Raw genomic sequence first — 15749 nt, forward strand, 5'->3', positions numbered from 1 at the left:
TGGAATGGCTGATGACAATGCGCTGGCAGCGCCGGCCGAGGCAGGCGACGTCAAGGAAAAAAAGGGAATTCAGTCGGTCGAGGTCGGCGTGCGCGTCATCGATGCCCTGGCAGGCGCGCCGCGACAACTTCCCCTGCGTGAAATCGGCCGCCTGGCGGGTATTTCCGCCAGCCAGGCGCACCGCTACCTGACCAGCTTCCAGAAAAGCGGCGTCGTCGTCCAGGACGCCGCCACCGGCCATTACGGCCTGGGCACCCGCGCCTTGCGGTGGGGCGTGGCGGCCATGAGCCAGACCGACCTGTTCACCCTCTCGTCCGAGGCGCTGGACCGCATCTGCGAACAGTTCGACATGACCGGCCTGCTGTGCGTCTGGGGCGAATACGGCCCCACCTGTGTGCGGCTCAAGCGCAGTACCTTCCTGACCGGAACCGACCTTGGCCTGGGCTCGGTCTTTCCCTTGATTTCATCCGCGTCGGGCATGGTGTTCCTGGCCCACCTGCCGCGCGCCATCACCGAGCCGTTGATCAAGACCGAGCGCGAGCGCGCCCGCAAGCGGGGCGAGCCGCCGGTCGACATGGCGGCCATCAAGCAGCGCTGCGAATTCATCCGGCGCGAGGGCTATTCGCTCGGGCTGGGGCACTACGTCAGCAATATTTCGGCCATGGCGGCCCCCATCCTGGACTACCAGGGCAATGTATCGGCCGTGCTCACCTTGATCTTCAGGGACGATCCGGGTGTCAGCGATCCGCCCGACCGGGCGGCCAGAATTGCCGTGCTGCTGGAGGAAACGCAGGGCGTCTCGCGCTCGGTCGGCTGGAAGCCGACGCTCGAAGCGGATGCAGCGGGCGAATCGGCTCCGCCGCGGCGCACCAGGCGGCGGGCCGCGGTCAACTGAGCGCCGGTTCGGCGGCGTGCACGTAGGCATCCAGCGCCGACGATAGATCGCGCCATAGGCACTCGGGGTCCTCCAGGCCGGCATGCAGGCGCAGCAGGGGGCCTCGGGCCTGCCATGGAGCGGTCGTGCGCAACGGCGCATCGACCGGCAGGGCCAGGCTTTCGTAGCCGCCCCAAGAAAGGCCTATGCCGAAAAGCTGCAGACTGTCGAAAGCCCGGGCCAGAGCGTGTTCCTGCTCGGCCATGGGCTTGAGCACCACGCCGAACAGGCCGCTCGCGCCTTTGAAATCGCGCTTCCAGCAGGCATGGCCCGCCGCCTCGGGCAGGGCGGGGTGCAACACTTGGCTGACGGCGGGATGGCACTGCAGGCGCTGCGCCAGCAAGAGGGCGGTTTCCTGATGGCGCTGCAGGCGGACCGACAAGGTGCGCAAGCCGCGCAGGGCCAGGTAGAGGTCGTCGGGCCCGGCGGTCTGGCCGAAGTCGTGGGCGCCGGCCTGCAGGGTGGGCCAGGCCCGCGCATTGGCGGTGGCCGCACCCAGTATGGCGTCGGAATGGCCCACCAGATATTTGGTGGCGGCATGGATGGACACGTCCACGCCGTGCTCGAAAGGCTTGAAATACAGCGGCGTGGCCCAGGTGTTGTCCATCATGACAATCGCCCCCTGCCTGTGGGCCGCCGCCGCGATGGCTGGAATGTCGCCGACCTCGAAAGTCTGGGAGCCCGGCGACTCCACATACACCACACGGGTATTGGCGCGCAGGCGCGAAGCGATGTCGGCGCCTTCGAGCGGCGCAAAGAAAGTCACTTCCACACCCAGGCGCGCCAGGGTGGCGCAGGCGAAGGTCCGAGTGGGGCCATAGACGTTGTCCGTCATCAGCACGTGATCGCCGGGCGCTAGAAAGGCCAGCAGCGCGTGCGTGCAGGCGGCCAGCCCGGAGGGAAAGACGATGGCCCCGTGCGCATTCTCCAGTTCGGCCAGCATGTCGGCGAAGGCGCGGGTCGTGGGCGTGCCGAAGCGGGCGTAGTGGCCATAGGGGTTGCCGCCGCTTCGGCTGCGCCGCCAGTCGTCGTAGGAGTCGACCAGCAGCGTCGAGGCGCGGCAGGCCGGCGTATTGACCAGGCCGCCGAAGCCGGCCGGCGCGCGGCCCGCGTGAATCAGAAGGGTGTCGTCGTGGGAAGTGCTCATGAGAAACATGATAGGCCGCGAACCACGAAGTTTTATTGCTATTTTTGGCTGAGTGACGCGATAATAGGAAATTATTTTTCTTGTTTACGTCATTTTTGGAAAATATATTTCCAACCATGCGCCACCCCATGGACAAACTCGACCGCCTCGTCCTCGAGCAGCTTCAGGCAGATTGCTCCCTGCCCATCAACGACCTGGCCGAGCGCGTGGGCTTGAGTCCTACAGCCTGCTGGCGGAGGGTGCAGAAGCTTGAAGAGCGCGGCGTCATCCGGGCTCGCGTCGCGCTGCTGGACGGCGCCCGCCTGAACGTGGGCGTGACGGTATTCGTAGCGGTGCGCACCAGCCGGCACGACGCCCGCTGGCTCGAGCAGTTTCACGCGGCGGTGGCCACCATCCCCGAGGTGGTCGAGCTGTACCGCATGTCGGGCGACACCGACTACCTGATGCGGGTGGTGGTGCCCGACGTCGCCGCCTACGACCAGGTCTACAAGCGCCTCATCCGCATGGCCGAACTGGCCGACGTCAGCTCCAGCTTCGCCATGGAGCAGATCAAGTACACCACGGCGCTGCCGCTGGATTATCTGCCCGAGTGAACGGCGCAATCGTCTCCGTCTACAAGTCGAGCGTCAATTCACTTGTCAGCGAGCCCGAGCAACATATCATCATCGTGGTATTCGCCTCTTTCTCGTCCTGGCTCAATACAAGGTCGCGATGATCGGGGATGCCGGCCAGTACCGGCGTTTCGCACATGCCGCAGACGCCTTGCTGGCAGGATGAAGGCACATCCACGCCGGCCAGTCTGAGTGCATCGAGTATGGTCTGCCCTTGAGGCACGGAAATGCTGCGATCGCTGCGGGCCAGGCGTACGGTATAGCCGCCTTCGGTGGCAAGCGCCTGCGTCGTGGCGAAGTACTCCAGGTGCACGCGCGCCGGAGCGATGGCCGAGCAGGCTTCTTGGTACGCTTCGAGCATGGGCCCCGGGCCGCAGCAATAGAAATGGCTGTCGTCGGGCGCGCAGGCGACCATGCGTGGAATATCCAAATGCCTGCCGCCCGATTCGTCGTCGAAATGCAAGTGTACGCGATCCGCCCATTTCGGGGTGTCGATCAGGTCGAGCAGGGCGGCGGCATTCCGGCTGCGCGCGCCATAGTACAGCGTCCATGGCAGTCCCAGCCGATCAAGCCGCTGAATCATGCACCAAAGCGGCGTGATGCCGATGCCGCCGGCAATGAACACGCTATGAGAGGCTTGCTCGTCCAGCCGGAAATCATTTTTCGGCGGACTGATGGACATCACGCTGCCGACCCGCGCGAACTCATGCATCCATCGGGAGCCTCCCCGGCTTTTGGCGTCTTTCTGTATGCCCACCACATAGCGGTGCCGCTCGCTCGAGTCATTGAGCAGAGAATAGCTTCGGCAAAGGCCGCCGGGCATGTGTATGTCTATATGAGCCCCGGGCTCGAAGGGCGCCATGGCCGCGCCATCGAGCGTCCGCAATTCGAATAGCAGCACGCCCTCGGCGGTGTAGGTGATGGAATGGATGCGAGCGTGGAGCATGTTTCTATCTGTATGCAGCGGGTGGGCGTCGGCCGTTACTGGGTTCCAACGGGATTCTTGACCGCCTTCATGGCGTCGAACTCCACGTTGTAGAGCTGGCCATCCACTTTCTCCACCTTTCTGAGATAGACGTTCTGGATGATGTCGCGGGTTTCGGCGTCTATTGTCACCGGCCCCCGCGGGCTTTCGAACTGCACGCCTTTCATGGCGGCAAGCAGCGCATCGCCGCCTTTGGCGCCTCCGGCCCTCTTGAAGGCTTCGTAGATCACGTGCATGCCGTCATAGCCCGCAATGGACATGAAGTTGGGCCGGTTTCCGCCATTTGCCTTGCCGTACGCTTCGACGAACTGTTTGTTGACCTCGGTGGGGTGGGCGGCCGAATAATGGTGGGAGGTGACGATCCCCAGCGCCACGTCGCCCATGTCGTTGAGGATATCGTCGCCCACCATGTCTCCCGTGCCGATCAGCTTGATGCCCGCTTTGCCGAGCCCCCGGTCGTTGAATTCCTTCATGACGGCCAGCCCCGAAGATTCCGCGACGAACACGAACAATGCGTCGGGAGCCTGGTTGCGCACCCGCTGCAATGCCGGGCCGAAGTCGGGATTGCTCATCGGAACGCGCAATGATTCGACCACTTCTCCGCCCGCTCCAGAAAAATACTTCTTGAAGGCGGCTTCGGTATCATGTCCAGGTCCGTAATCCGTCACGAGGGTCATGACCCTCTTGACTCCATTGGCGGGAGCCCATTTGGCAATGCCCATCGCTACCTGCGGCATGGTGAAGCTGGAGCGGACGATATAAGGCGATGCGTCGATCACACGGGACGTCGCGGCCACCATGACAACCATGGGGGTCTTTGACTGGGTCGCAATGGGGGCCGCTGCCAATGCCAAGGGAGTCAATCCGAAACCAGCCAGCACATCGACCTTTTCGTTGACCACCAGCTCCTGCGCAAGCCGCTTGGTCGATTCGGGCGCCGCGACGTCGTCCTTGACGATGAGCTGGACCTTCTTTCCATTGATCGTATCGCCATGCAGCGCCATATAGAGCCGTGCGCCCGCTGTCACTTGCTGGCCGCTGGGGCCGAAATGACCTGTCATCGGCAATATGAGCCCTATCTTGAGCGTATCGCCCGCAAACGCAGTGGCCGCCGCCGTGGCGGCGATCAGGAGCCCCGCGGCGCGTATGAATAGTCTTGTTCTCATGTTGTCTCTCTCTCCTGCGATCGTATGTCGCATGTTGTCGTATTCAAAGGGAGCCGCTTGCTTGTCCGGCCTCTTTACCGATTTGCTGCCTGCTTGCTGCGAGGGATTTCCAGTCCGGCATCTTCAAAGAACCGGTCCAGGAAATCCAGCGGCTCGCGTCGCCACCCGACCGCGGGCCGAATCGTGTCTCCGAATTCGAGATAGTTGTCCTGCTCTGCCCGATAAGGGTCCCATCGCGGTAATCCGGCAGCATTCGGATCGCCATCGGCGGCGAATGCGGCCCAGGCTTTCATCATGGCTTGGGAATGGGCGATGTCGACGTCGTCGAAAACGGCTTGTTCCCCGGGATAGCGGGCGGCCAGGTTCCCAAATACGTAATGCACCTCCTGGCCGTGGTGAGGGCCATCGTCGCGATGCGCGCGACGCCGGGTGAATACATACCGCCATGTGCGCGGCTCTAGGGCGGCCATCGACTGGGCCAGAAGCCGGGCCCCGTAGTCGAATTGAGTGTCGCCGAACAGCTGCGCGACACGTTGACGGACCTGGCTGTTCTCTTTGGCAGGGTACAGTTCGAGTGCGTGCGTGGCGGAGGCGCGGGGAAAGTTGGCGTGGACCAGAGCCAAATATTGCTCGACGGTGTCGATCGGCCAGGGCGCGGTGGCCTCGGTGCCTTCGTCGGCGTTGGTTCCGACGATGATGGGCATGGGGCGCAGGCGGCCGCTCTTGAAGACAGGCCGTTCGTCTTCAGGAATGATCCAGCCGTCGCGGATCGGCCTCAACACGCGCGGGGTGGTAAGGCCTCGTACTTTGGGCGCCAGTAGTGAAGTGCGGGCCAGAACTTCAGCGCCGGTCAGGGCACGAAGCGCATCAATGTCGTGGCCTAGCACGATACCCGCGGCTTCGGCCTCCTGCAGTGAAACCAGGGGCCGCGCGGCGCCCGGGCTTTCCAGTATGGCTCTCTCGAAAAGGCGTTCGCCCATCGGAGATGCAAGCAGCAGCGAGATCGAGGCCGACCCGGCGGACACGCCGAAGGCGGTGACGCGCTCGGGATCGCCGCCGAATGCGGCGATATTTTCTTTGACCCATTGCAGGGCAAGAATCTGGTCGAGCAAGCCGTAGTTGCCCGACGATGCGTGGGACGATTCCAGCGTAAGCTTAGGATGGGCCAGAAAGCCGAACAGGCCGACGCGGTAATTGATGGTGACGACGACCACGCCTTGCCGGGCCAGGGCTGTGCCGTCCAGGCGCTCTTCGGACCCGCTGCCGGATACATAGCTGCCTCCGTGTATCCACACCATGACGGGCGCCTTGCTCGCCTCGCGCGGACTCCAGATATTAAGGTAAAGACAATCTTCGCTTTGCCGCGGCGCGCGCGAGCCCACCTCCAGGGTCTGGGGACAGTCCGGCGCGAAGGCGGTGGCGGGGCGGATCCCCGGCCAGGGCCGCACAGGCGCCGGGGGCCGCCACCGAAGCGGGCCGACCGGAGGCTGGGCATACGGTATCCCCTTGAAGACCCGGATGGCGTCGTCCGCCATGGCGCCTGATACGATGCCGGCCGCGGTATGAATTTCAAGTTCAGATGCGTGATTCAATTTTGTCTCCGTGCTGCATGCCGATGGTCGTGCTGCGATGCCGGCCGTTCTTGAAGCCAATCTAATGGACAGGGGCGCTGCTGGACAGAGTCCCGCGATGCTAGCTGATATATCGAAATGCTATAGAGCGGCCGGATCATCTTTTTTGCTCGCCCTGTCTTGCCAGTCCCACTTCGTCCAGGCTGCGCGTGCAGGTGTCGATCATGGTCCGCAACAGCACCGATGCCAGCTTCAGCATGGCGCTGCTGCTGGCGCGCCCCATTGTGTGGTCGCCATTGGGAAGAACTTCGGGAGGCAGCCCGATGCGCGCCGTGGGGATGCCGTGACGCCGCAGGATGACCGCTTCCGTCTGTCCGCTGGTATTGGTCATCGGCTGGTGCGGCCTGTGCTCTTCGGCGGTCCATGCGCGTACGCACGATTCGATGATCCAGTTGTCGGGCGAGGTCGGGGGGCCTGTCACCGCGGCGATCAGCTCGCAATCCATGTCGAGGTCTTCGTCGTCCAGTTCCCGCCCGATCCGGCCCAGCGCCTCGCACAGTTCCCTCCATACCTGCATGGGGCGGGCGCGCGGACTGATCCGCACGTCGACATAAATATCGCAGGCCGCGGGCGTGAAGGCCGGCTTGTTCGGCCAGCCTCCCTGGATGGCTCCGATGACTCCTTGTGGCCACACTTCTCCGCCGGCATGGCGGTCGGAGTACTGATCGAGCCATTTTTCAAGCAGGGGGATTACCCTGGCGGCATGCAGTATCGGGTTATGGCCGGGTACCAGATGTTTTCTGCCCGCATAGCTCTGAACGCCATGTATGCGGATCCGAAACCAGCACAAGCCCGTTTCTTCGCTCTGCACGGTGAAGCCGGGTTTCGTGACGATGGCGAAATCGGCATGGACGCCCTGTTGCAGCATGTACTCGCAGCCGACTCCAAGCCCGATGTTGCGGCGGTCCAGCGAGGGGCGGCCATTTGTCGGCGCTCCTCCGGCGCCGAAGCCCAGCATAATCCTGCCGGTCAAAGGCACGTCCGCCTTCTTGATGGCGCGCGCCGCTGCGATCGCCGCCACGATGTGGGCTTTGGAGTTGTTGGCGCCAAGGCCGATGACCGTGTCTCCGTCGACCCTGGCGACAGGGCGGTGTTCGGCGGGCAGCTCGGGCCCCACCCAGGGAACTTCCTCGTCCGGCACGCCGGAGGTTGCGCTGTCGAGCGGCGCGAAGATCAGTACCGATGGTCCGCCCCGGTCACCGAGACGTCCTACGACATTGGCGGACCGCTCATCGAATGGTTGTAGCTGTGCCTCAAGGCCGGCTTCCCGCATGACGGAGGCGAAGTATTCGGCTGCAGCCTTCTCTTCTCCGGTTGGACTGGGAATGTCCACGGCGTCGGCCAGTGTGCGCAGCATCCATGCTTCGTCCAATTGGTCCAGGGCGCGCGCCAGGCATTCACCGCGTGCGGCTTCGCTTAGAGTTTCCGGGTTTGTGCCGATATGCATGGCCGCCTCGCTAGGCTTCCGCTGCCAGGGGCCGAAAGAAGTTGCCCGATCCCACCTCTTGCGTCGCCTCGGCGCCGAACGTGACGCCGATCGGGTCGCCGCCGTCCTGGACCAGTCGTATCTGCTTTCGCATCAGCCGGCGCAGGACAGCAATGCCCTGGTCGGAGGTGGCGAGATGCTCTTCGCTGTGCAGCGTGATGGGACCTTGCCCGCATTGCGCTTCCCAATCACTGGGCCACTCCTGGCGCTCTTCGGCGCTCATGTCTATCCAGCGCTTGGGCCGTCCCTGCTCGGTGTACATCTGCCGCGGTCTCGTGACGTAGGGATCGGAGTCGGCGGGAATGCGCATCACGTGAAACCTGCGGTGATGGGTGTCGTCCACGGGCACCACCCACCCCATGGTGGTGGAGGGGCCGGCCAGCAGATGCACGTCGGGAGTGCTGATGATGTTGGGGAAGATCGCCGGCGACCGGCGGTCGAGCTCACGCCCGTCCGGCAGTCTGCGGTGCGCGGTATAGCGCACGCCCAGCTCGGTTAGTTCGTAGCTGACCTCCGGCATGACGGCCATTTCCTTTGCGAACTGGGCGCTTGTGAACGTTGAATGCAATACCTGTACATGGAAGGGGTCCAAGGTATTTTCCCAGTCTTGGAGCCAGTTCCATGGAATGATCTTGATCGAGTCGTCGCCGCCGACGCTGAAGCTGGAGTCGGTGGCGAAAAGCTTTTCTTCGCCCGGAAGGTCTTCGAAAATATCCCAGCGCGGCAGGTCGGGCATTTTCTCCGGCGGACCCATATAGGCGAACACCAGTCCATAACGCTCTTGCACCGGATACCAGGGCTGGCGGACCTTGTCCTTGTGGCGGCCGCGTTCGGGTTCGCATGGCTGGTCGATGCAGCGGCCCTGCACGTCGAACTGCCAGCCGTGATAGCAGCACCGGATTCCGTCGTCATCCACCTTGCCATAGAACAGCGACGTACCGCGATGAGCGCAGCGTGGCGTCAGCAGACCGGGTCTCCCCCTGCCGTCCCGGAAAATGATGAGGTCTTCGCCCAGGATGCGGACGTTCTGAGGGCGAGTGGTGACGCCGTCCGAGACGGCCACGGGATGCCAATAGCGTCGCAGATACTCGCCGCATGGCGTGCCGGGCCCCACCTCGGTCAATTCGGCATCATGGGTCTGTACGGGCCGTCCATAAGCGCAACCGTTAAGGTCGAGTCTGGTTGCTGGCAAAGTCATGCAAATTCTCCATCCACAATGAGTACAGTCTGAAAGCCCGCGACCGAAGAGGCATGGGCGTAAGGCTTTCAGGAAAAAAATCAATCGCTGGGCGTGTCAGGTTTCTTCCAGGATCAGATGCCCCAGCGCGGTGTTGGATGCGGGCACGTGGTAGAACCGATGTATTTCCCTCGCGTATCGAGAGAGGGCGCCGCGCATGACGAGCCACATCACCAGTTCGATGCCTTCCGAGCCCGCTTCACGCAGGTAGTCGAGATGCGGGATGCGCGCCGCGGTCTCGGGATCCGACGCCAGCAGGTCGAGGAAGCGATTGTCGAATTCGCTGTTGATCAGTCCGGCCCGCTGCCCCTGCAACTGGTGCGACATGCCGCCCGTTCCCCACACCATGACGTTCAGGTCTTGATCGAAGGACGTGACCGCCCGGCGGATCGCCTTGCCCAGTTCGTAACAGCGGTTGCCGGTGGGAGGTGGAAACTGCACCACATTGACGGCCAGCGGGATGACTCTGCACGGCCATGCCTTTGGCTGTCCGAACATCAAGGACATCGGAACCGTCAGGCCATGGTCTACATCCAGCTTGTTCACGATGGTCATGTCGAATTCATCGAGAATGGCCGATTCGGCTATATGCCATGCCAGTTCGGAATGACCTTTCACCTCGGGGACGGGACGTCGGCCCCAACCCTCGTCGGCCGGCTGGAAAGCCTCGGCGCAGCCGATGGCGAAGGTAGGGATGATGTCCAGGGAGAAGGCTGCGGCATGATCGTTGTAGACCAGAATGACGACGTCCGGCCGCTGACTTGCAATCCATTCTCTGGAATATTCGAACCCCTTGAATGCCGGCCGCCAGTAATCGTTGCCGGTCAGCCCATTGTCCATGGCCACGCCCAAGGCGCCCACGTGCGATGTGCCGACTCCTGCGGTGATCTTTGCCATGCTTCATTTTCCTTTCGGTTGGCATAGGGAGGCGTGAGGGGAGCGGCCGCCGTCCAGCATCATTTGCTGGAATTCCTGGGCGCTTACTCCGCACATGCTGGCCGCGATCTGCTGAAAAGACTGGCCGTCCACAGCGGCGAGCTTGCTGAGAAAATAGATATTGCCCCCCAGTTCGAGCAGCCGGTTGTAATCGCGATCGAGCACGGCTTGGCGCTGTTCGGCGCTGAGGTCGTACCGCTCCAGATAGGCCCGTTCGTCCTCTGTGAAGGCCTTGCGGTTTTCTTCGGATTGAAGCGTCATGCACCACGTGTTCAGTCGGTAGCCCAGGCGCGATTGCGTCGCGTCGAAGACCGTCGTGCCGGGAATGCTTCGCAAGGCGTCTCTCAATATTGTCATGGGCGTTGTCGGGGAAGAAATTGAAGGCCGAATGCGTTAAGCTGCATTGTGTTTCCCGGCCTTTTCAGTGCTGGCGTCCCGTGGGATGGCGATGGGCTCATTGTCAGCGGCGTCGAGTGCTCGGGCAAGATTCGCTGAGATCTAGCAGATATAAAATTACCGAATAGCTACAGGAGGCGGATCCGAAAGGCCATGGACTTCAAACAGCTTCAGTATTTTCTGTGCGTCGTGGACCAGGGAAGCTTCACCAAGGCGTCGCGGCTCCTGGACGTGGCCCAGCCGGCCCTCAGTCGGCAGGTGCGGCTCCTCGAGGTCGAACTCAAGCAGAATTTGTTGATTCGCACCGGACGGGGAGTGGTCGCCACCGAGGCAGGCAGACTTCTGACGGACCACGGCCGGCGCATCATGCACCAGATCGAAACGGCGCGTGAAGAGCTCGGAAAGCTGCGCGGCACTGTCGGGGGCCATGTCGATGTCGGTATTCCCACCAGCTTGTCGAAGCTGCTCGCCGTGCGTCTTATTTCCGAGGTGCGCGAACGGCTGCCCGGTGCGGCGTTGTCGATCAGCGACGGCCTTTCGGTACCCATGCACGAATCCATATTGAGCGGCCGGCTCGACATGGCGCTGCTGTACAAACCGCAATCTTCCCCCGACCTGGATACGGTCACTGTCATGAAAGAGGAGCTGTATCTGGTTTGCGGGGCGTCCAGTCCCAGTGACGCCTCTCCCATCAGCCTGAAAGAGGTGGCGGACCTGCCGCTCGTCATTCCGCGGCGTCCGCACGAGATCCGGAACATCGTCGAAACGAAAATGGCGTCCCTAGGCTGCAAACCGCAGGTGATGATCGAAGTCGACGGCGTCCCAGCCATACTGGACATCCTGGCGGACGGGCCAGGGTATGCCGTTCTGCCGCTGTATGCCGTGGCGATTTATTCAAAGTCCGGCGTCTACCGCTTCCGGCGCATCGTCGATCCCTGTCTGGGAAGCAGGCTGGTCCTGGCGACTTCGTCCAGGCGCCCCCGTACCTCCACCCAGGAGGCGGTCTTCAATCTCGTGCTGGAAATCTGCAGCGAGGTATTGATTCCCGCCATCAACCGCGAAGTCGCTCTATTACTGGCACAGCAGCCAGCGGCCATGAATACGCCGCCAACGCTTGCTTATGCCGCAGCCGGAGGGGGCCGCCTCGATCAATAAACCGCCGGCACATACATGTCGGCGGGCACCGGGTGGCGGAAGTAGTCGGGGTTGTATTCGCGCTGGGGCAAGGTGATTTCCGGATGCTCCAGGTCGCCGTAGGGAATCCGGTCCAGCAGATGGCGGATGCAGTTCAGTCGCGCGCGCTTCTTGTCGACCCCGTCGACGATCCACCAGCGCGCCTCGGGTATATGGGTGCGTTCCAGCATGATTTCCTTGGCCTTGGTGTAGTGCTCCCAGCGGCGGCGCGACTCCAGGTCCATGGGGCTGAGCTTCCATTGCTTCAGGGGGTCGCGGATGCGCATCATGAAGCGGGTGTGCTGCTCTTCGTCGGTGATGGAGAACCAGTATTTCAACAGGATGATGCCCGAGCGCACCAGCATCTTCTCGAACTCGGGTACCGAGCGGAAGAACTCCTCGTATTCCTCGTCGGTGCAAAAGCCCATGACCTTCTCGACGCCGGCGCGGTTGTACCAGCTGCGATCGAACAGCACGATTTCGCCGCCTGCCGGCAGATGGGACACGTAGCGCTGAAAATACCATTGCGTGCGTTCGCGCTCGCTGGGCGCGGGCAGGGCGGCCACGCGGCAGATGCGCGGATTGAGCCGCTGGGTGATCCGCTTGATGGCGCCGCCCTTGCCGGCGGCATCCCGGCCTTCGAACAGCACCACGATCTTGAGCTTATGGGCCTGCACCCAGTCCTGCAGCTTGACCAGCTCGCGCTGCAGCCGGAACAGCTCGCGGAAATAGAATCGCCGGTCCAGGCGGCCTTCGGGGGTGGGGCCCTGGGGCGGCACCTCCAGCAGCAACTCGTCGAGCCGCTCGTCGTCCAGCTCCATTTCCAGTTCTTCGTCGAAACTGTCGAGCAATTCGGCTTCGGCGCGCTGGGCCGGCGAAATGGACGGCGGGAGAGGGCGGGTGTCGGTCATGGCGAACGCGCAGAAGTGGGCGATGCCGCCAGTTTGCCTCAAGGATCTGGCGATTTCATGACAGGAGTGAACAGAACTCGTGGGCGAGTCCGCGTCCGGAGGGGAATCCGGAAAAAATTTCTACGACGCGTCTTCGGCTAGCCGCTCGCCGTGCGGCGCGCATGCCGGCGACGCGTACCCGGCGGGCATCGGGGTTGCTGGTTCCCGGCTTCAATATTTCGCGCCGCAGGGCGGCGCTTTGACAGCCTTGATACGGAGATTGCTATGCCACATGAACAATTCCAGTCATGCATCGATGCGTGCAACGCCTGCGCCACGGCATGCGACCATTGCGCGGCTTCCTGTCTGAATGAACAGGACGTCAAAAGCATGGCGCGCTGCATTGAACTCGACATGGACTGCGCCCAGATCTGCCGGCTTGCGGCCGGCTATATGTCCAGGGGCAGCCGGTTTGCCGCGTCCCTGTGCCGGCTATGCGCGGAGGTCTGCGAGGCCTGCGCGCAGGAATGCGCCCGGCATCAGATGGAGCATTGCCAGCGTTGCGCCGAAGCGTGCCGCCGATGCGCCGAGGAATGCCGGCGCATGGCGCAGTCGGCCAGCGCCTGATCGCCGCCTGCGCGCAGGCGCAGGTGTTCGACCGTCAGGCTTCAGTAGGGCACCTGCTTGCCGAACTGCACGGGCAGCCCCACTTTGGCGCCGGGCAGCGCCGCCTTGAGCGCGCGCAGGGCGTCGACCGCCTGGGCGAAATCGGCATACTTGGCCACCGTGATGCCGGTCGGTTCGAAGTGCTGCACCGACACGGGCCGGGGCTGGGTTTGCTGAATCACCGCCTGGACGTCGGCGGGCGCTTCGGACACGACCACCTCATTGCGGCTGCTGCCGACCATCCCCTGGGCGTTGAGCAAGAATGTGTCCTGGCTGCCGGAGTACTGGGGCGGAATGACCCTGATGCGGCTTTTGCCGATTTCATATGTGGGCAGCGTGCCCCATTTGGCGATTTCCGCTTCGGTGAGCACCTGCCCCGGGGTCAGGGCGAAGCTCGCCGAGCTGGCCAGTGCCAGCGACATGCCGAGCAGTCCGACGTAGCGGCGAAAACTGTTTTTCATGTTTCGGATTCCTGGAACGGTGGATGGCACGGCTTACTGCGCAATGATGCGCGCTTCGACCAGCAAATGAAAGTCCCGGTCGCTGCCGTCATCGTTTTTCGAGGGGCAGGGCGTGGACAAGCGTTCCCGGCGCTCGCCATTGATGCGCTCGACCACGGTGATCCGGGTGTCGGGATTCGACGCAATGGCGAAGAACTCCCAGTCTCCCTGCGCGGATTCTCCGTAGAAAGCGTAGCTTGCCAGCGTATAGTTTTCAAACTGGTTCCAGCCGTTCGCCTTGAAATGGTCATTGGGCAGCTTGAGCAGGGAAACGGAGCCCGAAGGCGATTTTGCAGCAATGCCCAGTGAACCCAAGCAAACGTTCTCGCCCGACAGGCGTACCTGAAGCTGGTCCACCGTTTGAGCGTCCCACTTGAACTTGCCCAGGGACGTTACCTGTTGGTAGGGAAAGGCGCCGATGCGGACGTGTGCGTCGCCGGTATCGTCCTGCGGGTCGTCCAGCTCGTTCAGCTGCCAATAGGCGGCTTCCCGAAAGTCTGGAATCTGTACGTCCGTCGAACGGCTCAAGTCTGGATTCTTCTTGTACTCCAGCGCCAAAGCCACCGCTTTTTCTGCGTCGGGAACGCCGAAGCCGTACCAGTTGGAATACTCATAGCCCGCGGCGTTCTTGAGCCAGCCCAGGTCCATGGGGAAGGCCTTCGCCCCGTCGACGATGTCGGCGGCGCCGCCCATCCGGTCGGTGGGCTGGTTGTCGGCCAGGTTCACCAAGGCGCCAAAGGGCTTGTCGCCGCCCACGGGGATGTGGTGGATATAGTCGGCGTCCACTTTGCGGGCCGAGGCGCGCAGAATGTCACGCATGTCGCGCCAGGTAAGGTCCGGGTTGGCGCTGAGCACCAGGGCCGCCACGCCCGAGATGGTGGGAGTGGCCGACGAGGTGCCGTTCATGTAGGTATAGTCGCAGTCGGCGTTGTCGGGCTGGCCGTTGCGTTCGGTCTGGCCACGCAGAAAGGGCGTGCGCGCGCCGGTATTGCTGTAGCCGAGGATGCAGCCGCGCAGATCCGTGGCGAAAATCGTCGGGCCGTCGTCGCCGTAGCCGACGCCTTCGCCATAATTGCCGTCGCTGCCGTACTCGCCGCCCATGCCGGTGATCCACACCACCGAGCCGGCGCTGCTGTAGCTGCTGGCGCTGCCCTTGGCGTTCAAGGCGGCAACCGTGATGATGTTGGGTTCCAGTGTGGTGGGATCGTTGACCGGATTGGTGCAATCGAAATAGGCGGCGGACTCCTTGCCGCACAAGCCGGGGTCGAACGAATTGCCCGCCGCCTTGACGAAGATGGCGCCCTTGCCGTCGCGCAGCTTCTTCAGGCCCCTTGCCGCCGTTACGTTGCCGTAGCCGATGTCGGATTCATAGGGCAGCGCCCCCGTGTCGCCGCCATACGATGCGTTGAATACGTGGGCTTTGCTCGACCAAGGCGCTCCGCCGTAGGCCGCGAATATCTGGTCCACGCCGCTCAGATAATTGGCCCCGCCGAGCGTGGCCGACGGCGCAACGCCCATGACGCCCTTTTCGTTCTGAGCGGCTGCGATGATGCCGGCGACGACCGTGCCGTGGGGCGCCGAACTCGAATTGGACAGATCGGGATAGGGATCGTTGGTTTCAGTCAGGAAATTCCAGGACATGCTGAAGTCGGCGTTGGGAAGCAGATCTTCATTATTAAGATCGGTGCCCGAGTCCAGCACCAGCACGTTCACGCCCTGGCCCTTGTAGCCTTGCCTATGCACCGGCTCTACGTTCAGGTCCAGTCCGCCACCGAAGGTCTCCGGGAAGTCCTTGAAATAGCTGTCTTCGTAGTTCAAGGCCCACTGGAACGTGTACAGCGGCTCGGTCTCGCCCGTCTTGCAGGCGTAGGCGCCGGTTTCCGCGCAGGCGACGGGCTTGTCGTTGTCAGAACCGCTGTTGCCGCAGGCGGCAAGCAGCACGGCGGCTAGCGGAAGCAGGCCGAAACGCATGGTTTTTACGTTCAATTTAC

15 protein-coding genes are annotated in these 15749 nt (G+C 62.9%); 4 read left to right on the forward strand and 11 right to left on the reverse strand.

All coding sequences use genetic code 11. The features are described 5' to 3' along the window. Positions 1-4 precede the first annotated feature (4 nt). Complete coding sequence (locus tag CSC67_RS06830) at positions 5-895, forward strand: IclR family transcriptional regulator (protein WP_118993740.1); 891 nt, start codon at positions 5-7, stop codon at positions 893-895. Here the strand turns inward: CSC67_RS06830 and metC are convergent. Further along, on the reverse strand, positions 888-2081 hold the full coding sequence (metC, locus tag CSC67_RS06835) for a cystathionine beta-lyase (protein ID WP_342447670.1): 1194 nt from the start codon (positions 2079-2081) through the stop codon (positions 888-890). The two genes, CSC67_RS06830 and metC, sit on opposite strands and share 8 nt — an antisense overlap. A 128-nt stretch (positions 2082-2209) precedes the next feature. Here metC and CSC67_RS06840 point away from each other — a divergent pair, with 128 nt between their 5' ends. Continuing rightward, positions 2210-2674: an Lrp/AsnC family transcriptional regulator gene (locus tag CSC67_RS06840; RefSeq protein ID WP_118993742.1), complete on the forward strand. Its 465-nt coding sequence runs from the start codon at positions 2210-2212 to the stop codon at positions 2672-2674. A gap of 19 nt (positions 2675-2693) precedes the next feature. On the opposite strand, the gene CSC67_RS06845 is transcribed toward CSC67_RS06840, so the two are convergent. From CSC67_RS06845 to ligA, 7 genes are all read right to left on the reverse strand, one after another. Continuing rightward, the gene (locus CSC67_RS06845; RefSeq protein ID WP_118993743.1) at positions 2694-3638 is read right to left on the reverse strand and encodes a PDR/VanB family oxidoreductase; all 945 of its coding nucleotides are present in this window, start codon (positions 3636-3638) and stop codon (positions 2694-2696) included. Positions 3639-3673: 35 nt separating this feature from the next. Continuing rightward, on the reverse strand, positions 3674-4843 hold the full coding sequence (locus CSC67_RS06850; RefSeq protein WP_118993744.1) for an ABC transporter substrate-binding protein: 1170 nt from the start codon (positions 4841-4843) through the stop codon (positions 3674-3676). A gap of 74 nt (positions 4844-4917) precedes the next feature. Beyond that, a complete protein-coding gene (locus CSC67_RS06855) occupies positions 4918-6435 on the reverse strand; it encodes a carboxylesterase/lipase family protein (RefSeq protein ID WP_118993745.1) in 1518 nt (505 codons plus the stop codon). A gap of 136 nt (positions 6436-6571) precedes the next feature. Continuing rightward, a complete protein-coding gene (locus CSC67_RS06860) occupies positions 6572-7921 on the reverse strand; it encodes a peptidase dimerization domain-containing protein (protein WP_118993746.1) in 1350 nt (449 codons plus the stop codon). A gap of 10 nt (positions 7922-7931) precedes the next feature. Continuing rightward, positions 7932-9158: a Rieske 2Fe-2S domain-containing protein gene (locus CSC67_RS06865; RefSeq protein WP_118993747.1), complete on the reverse strand. Its 1227-nt coding sequence runs from the start codon at positions 9156-9158 to the stop codon at positions 7932-7934. A gap of 96 nt (positions 9159-9254) precedes the next feature. Next, positions 9255-10094 (reverse strand): class III extradiol dioxygenase subunit beta, encoded by an 840-nt coding sequence (locus tag CSC67_RS06870; RefSeq protein WP_118993748.1) that lies wholly within the window; start codon positions 10092-10094, stop codon positions 9255-9257. Positions 10095-10097: 3 nt separating this feature from the next. Further along, entirely contained in the window at positions 10098-10490 is a 393-nt protein-coding gene (gene ligA / locus CSC67_RS06875) for a protocatechuate 4,5-dioxygenase subunit alpha (protein ID WP_118993749.1), read from the reverse strand. A gap of 192 nt (positions 10491-10682) precedes the next feature. Here ligA and CSC67_RS06880 point away from each other — a divergent pair, with 192 nt between their 5' ends. Beyond that, positions 10683-11684 (forward strand): LysR substrate-binding domain-containing protein, encoded by a 1002-nt coding sequence (locus tag CSC67_RS06880; protein WP_118993750.1) that lies wholly within the window; start codon positions 10683-10685, stop codon positions 11682-11684. On the opposite strand, the gene ppk2 is transcribed toward CSC67_RS06880, so the two are convergent. Next, entirely contained in the window at positions 11678-12613 is a 936-nt protein-coding gene (gene ppk2, locus CSC67_RS06885) for a polyphosphate kinase 2 (protein WP_118993849.1), read from the reverse strand. The genes CSC67_RS06880 and ppk2 overlap by 7 nt on opposite strands. A gap of 264 nt (positions 12614-12877) precedes the next feature. Between ppk2 and CSC67_RS06890 the strand changes: the two genes are divergently transcribed. Beyond that, entirely contained in the window at positions 12878-13219 is a 342-nt protein-coding gene (locus CSC67_RS06890) for a four-helix bundle copper-binding protein (protein WP_118993751.1), read from the forward strand. 41 nt (positions 13220-13260) lie between these two features. Here the strand turns inward: CSC67_RS06890 and CSC67_RS06895 are convergent, their stop codons facing one another. After that, positions 13261-13719 (reverse strand): hypothetical protein, encoded by a 459-nt coding sequence (locus CSC67_RS06895; protein ID WP_118993752.1) that lies wholly within the window; start codon positions 13717-13719, stop codon positions 13261-13263. Positions 13720-13752: 33 nt separating this feature from the next. Continuing rightward, the gene (locus CSC67_RS06900) at positions 13753-15744 is read right to left on the reverse strand and encodes a S8 family serine peptidase (protein ID WP_135227435.1); all 1992 of its coding nucleotides are present in this window, start codon (positions 15742-15744) and stop codon (positions 13753-13755) included. Between the last annotated feature and the right edge of the window lie 5 nt (positions 15745-15749).

Origin of the sequence: Pusillimonas caeni (assembly GCF_003545815.1) — a bacterium.
In the GTDB taxonomy this organism is placed as follows: Bacteria; Pseudomonadota; Gammaproteobacteria; order Burkholderiales; family Burkholderiaceae_B; genus Pusillimonas; species Pusillimonas caeni.

What these genes read in the sequence shown, in the direction of transcription:
- CSC67_RS06830 (WP_118993740.1), top strand. Translation starts at nt 5, where the DNA reads ATGGCTGATGACAATGCGCTGGCAGCGCCGGCCGAGGCAGGCGACGTC.
- metC (WP_342447670.1), bottom strand. Translation starts at nt 2,081, where the DNA reads ATGAGCACTTCCCACGACGACACCCTTCTGATTCACGCGGGCCGCGCG.
- CSC67_RS06840 (WP_118993742.1), top strand. Translation starts at nt 2,210, where the DNA reads ATGGACAAACTCGACCGCCTCGTCCTCGAGCAGCTTCAGGCAGATTGC.
- CSC67_RS06845 (WP_118993743.1), bottom strand. Translation starts at nt 3,638, where the DNA reads ATGCTCCACGCTCGCATCCATTCCATCACCTACACCGCCGAGGGCGTG.
- CSC67_RS06850 (WP_118993744.1), bottom strand. Translation starts at nt 4,843, where the DNA reads ATGAGAACAAGACTATTCATACGCGCCGCGGGGCTCCTGATCGCCGCC.
- CSC67_RS06860 (WP_118993746.1), bottom strand. Translation starts at nt 7,921, where the DNA reads ATGCATATCGGCACAAACCCGGAAACTCTAAGCGAAGCCGCACGCGGT.
- CSC67_RS06865 (WP_118993747.1), bottom strand. Translation starts at nt 9,158, where the DNA reads ATGACTTTGCCAGCAACCAGACTCGACCTTAACGGTTGCGCTTATGGA.
- CSC67_RS06870 (WP_118993748.1), bottom strand. Translation starts at nt 10,094, where the DNA reads ATGGCAAAGATCACCGCAGGAGTCGGCACATCGCACGTGGGCGCCTTG.
- ligA (WP_118993749.1), bottom strand. Translation starts at nt 10,490, where the DNA reads ATGACAATATTGAGAGACGCCTTGCGAAGCATTCCCGGCACGACGGTC.
- CSC67_RS06880 (WP_118993750.1), top strand. Translation starts at nt 10,683, where the DNA reads ATGGACTTCAAACAGCTTCAGTATTTTCTGTGCGTCGTGGACCAGGGA.
- ppk2 (WP_118993849.1), bottom strand. Translation starts at nt 12,613, where the DNA reads ATGACCGACACCCGCCCTCTCCCGCCGTCCATTTCGCCGGCCCAGCGC.
- CSC67_RS06890 (WP_118993751.1), top strand. Translation starts at nt 12,878, where the DNA reads ATGCCACATGAACAATTCCAGTCATGCATCGATGCGTGCAACGCCTGC.
- CSC67_RS06895 (WP_118993752.1), bottom strand. Translation starts at nt 13,719, where the DNA reads ATGAAAAACAGTTTTCGCCGCTACGTCGGACTGCTCGGCATGTCGCTG.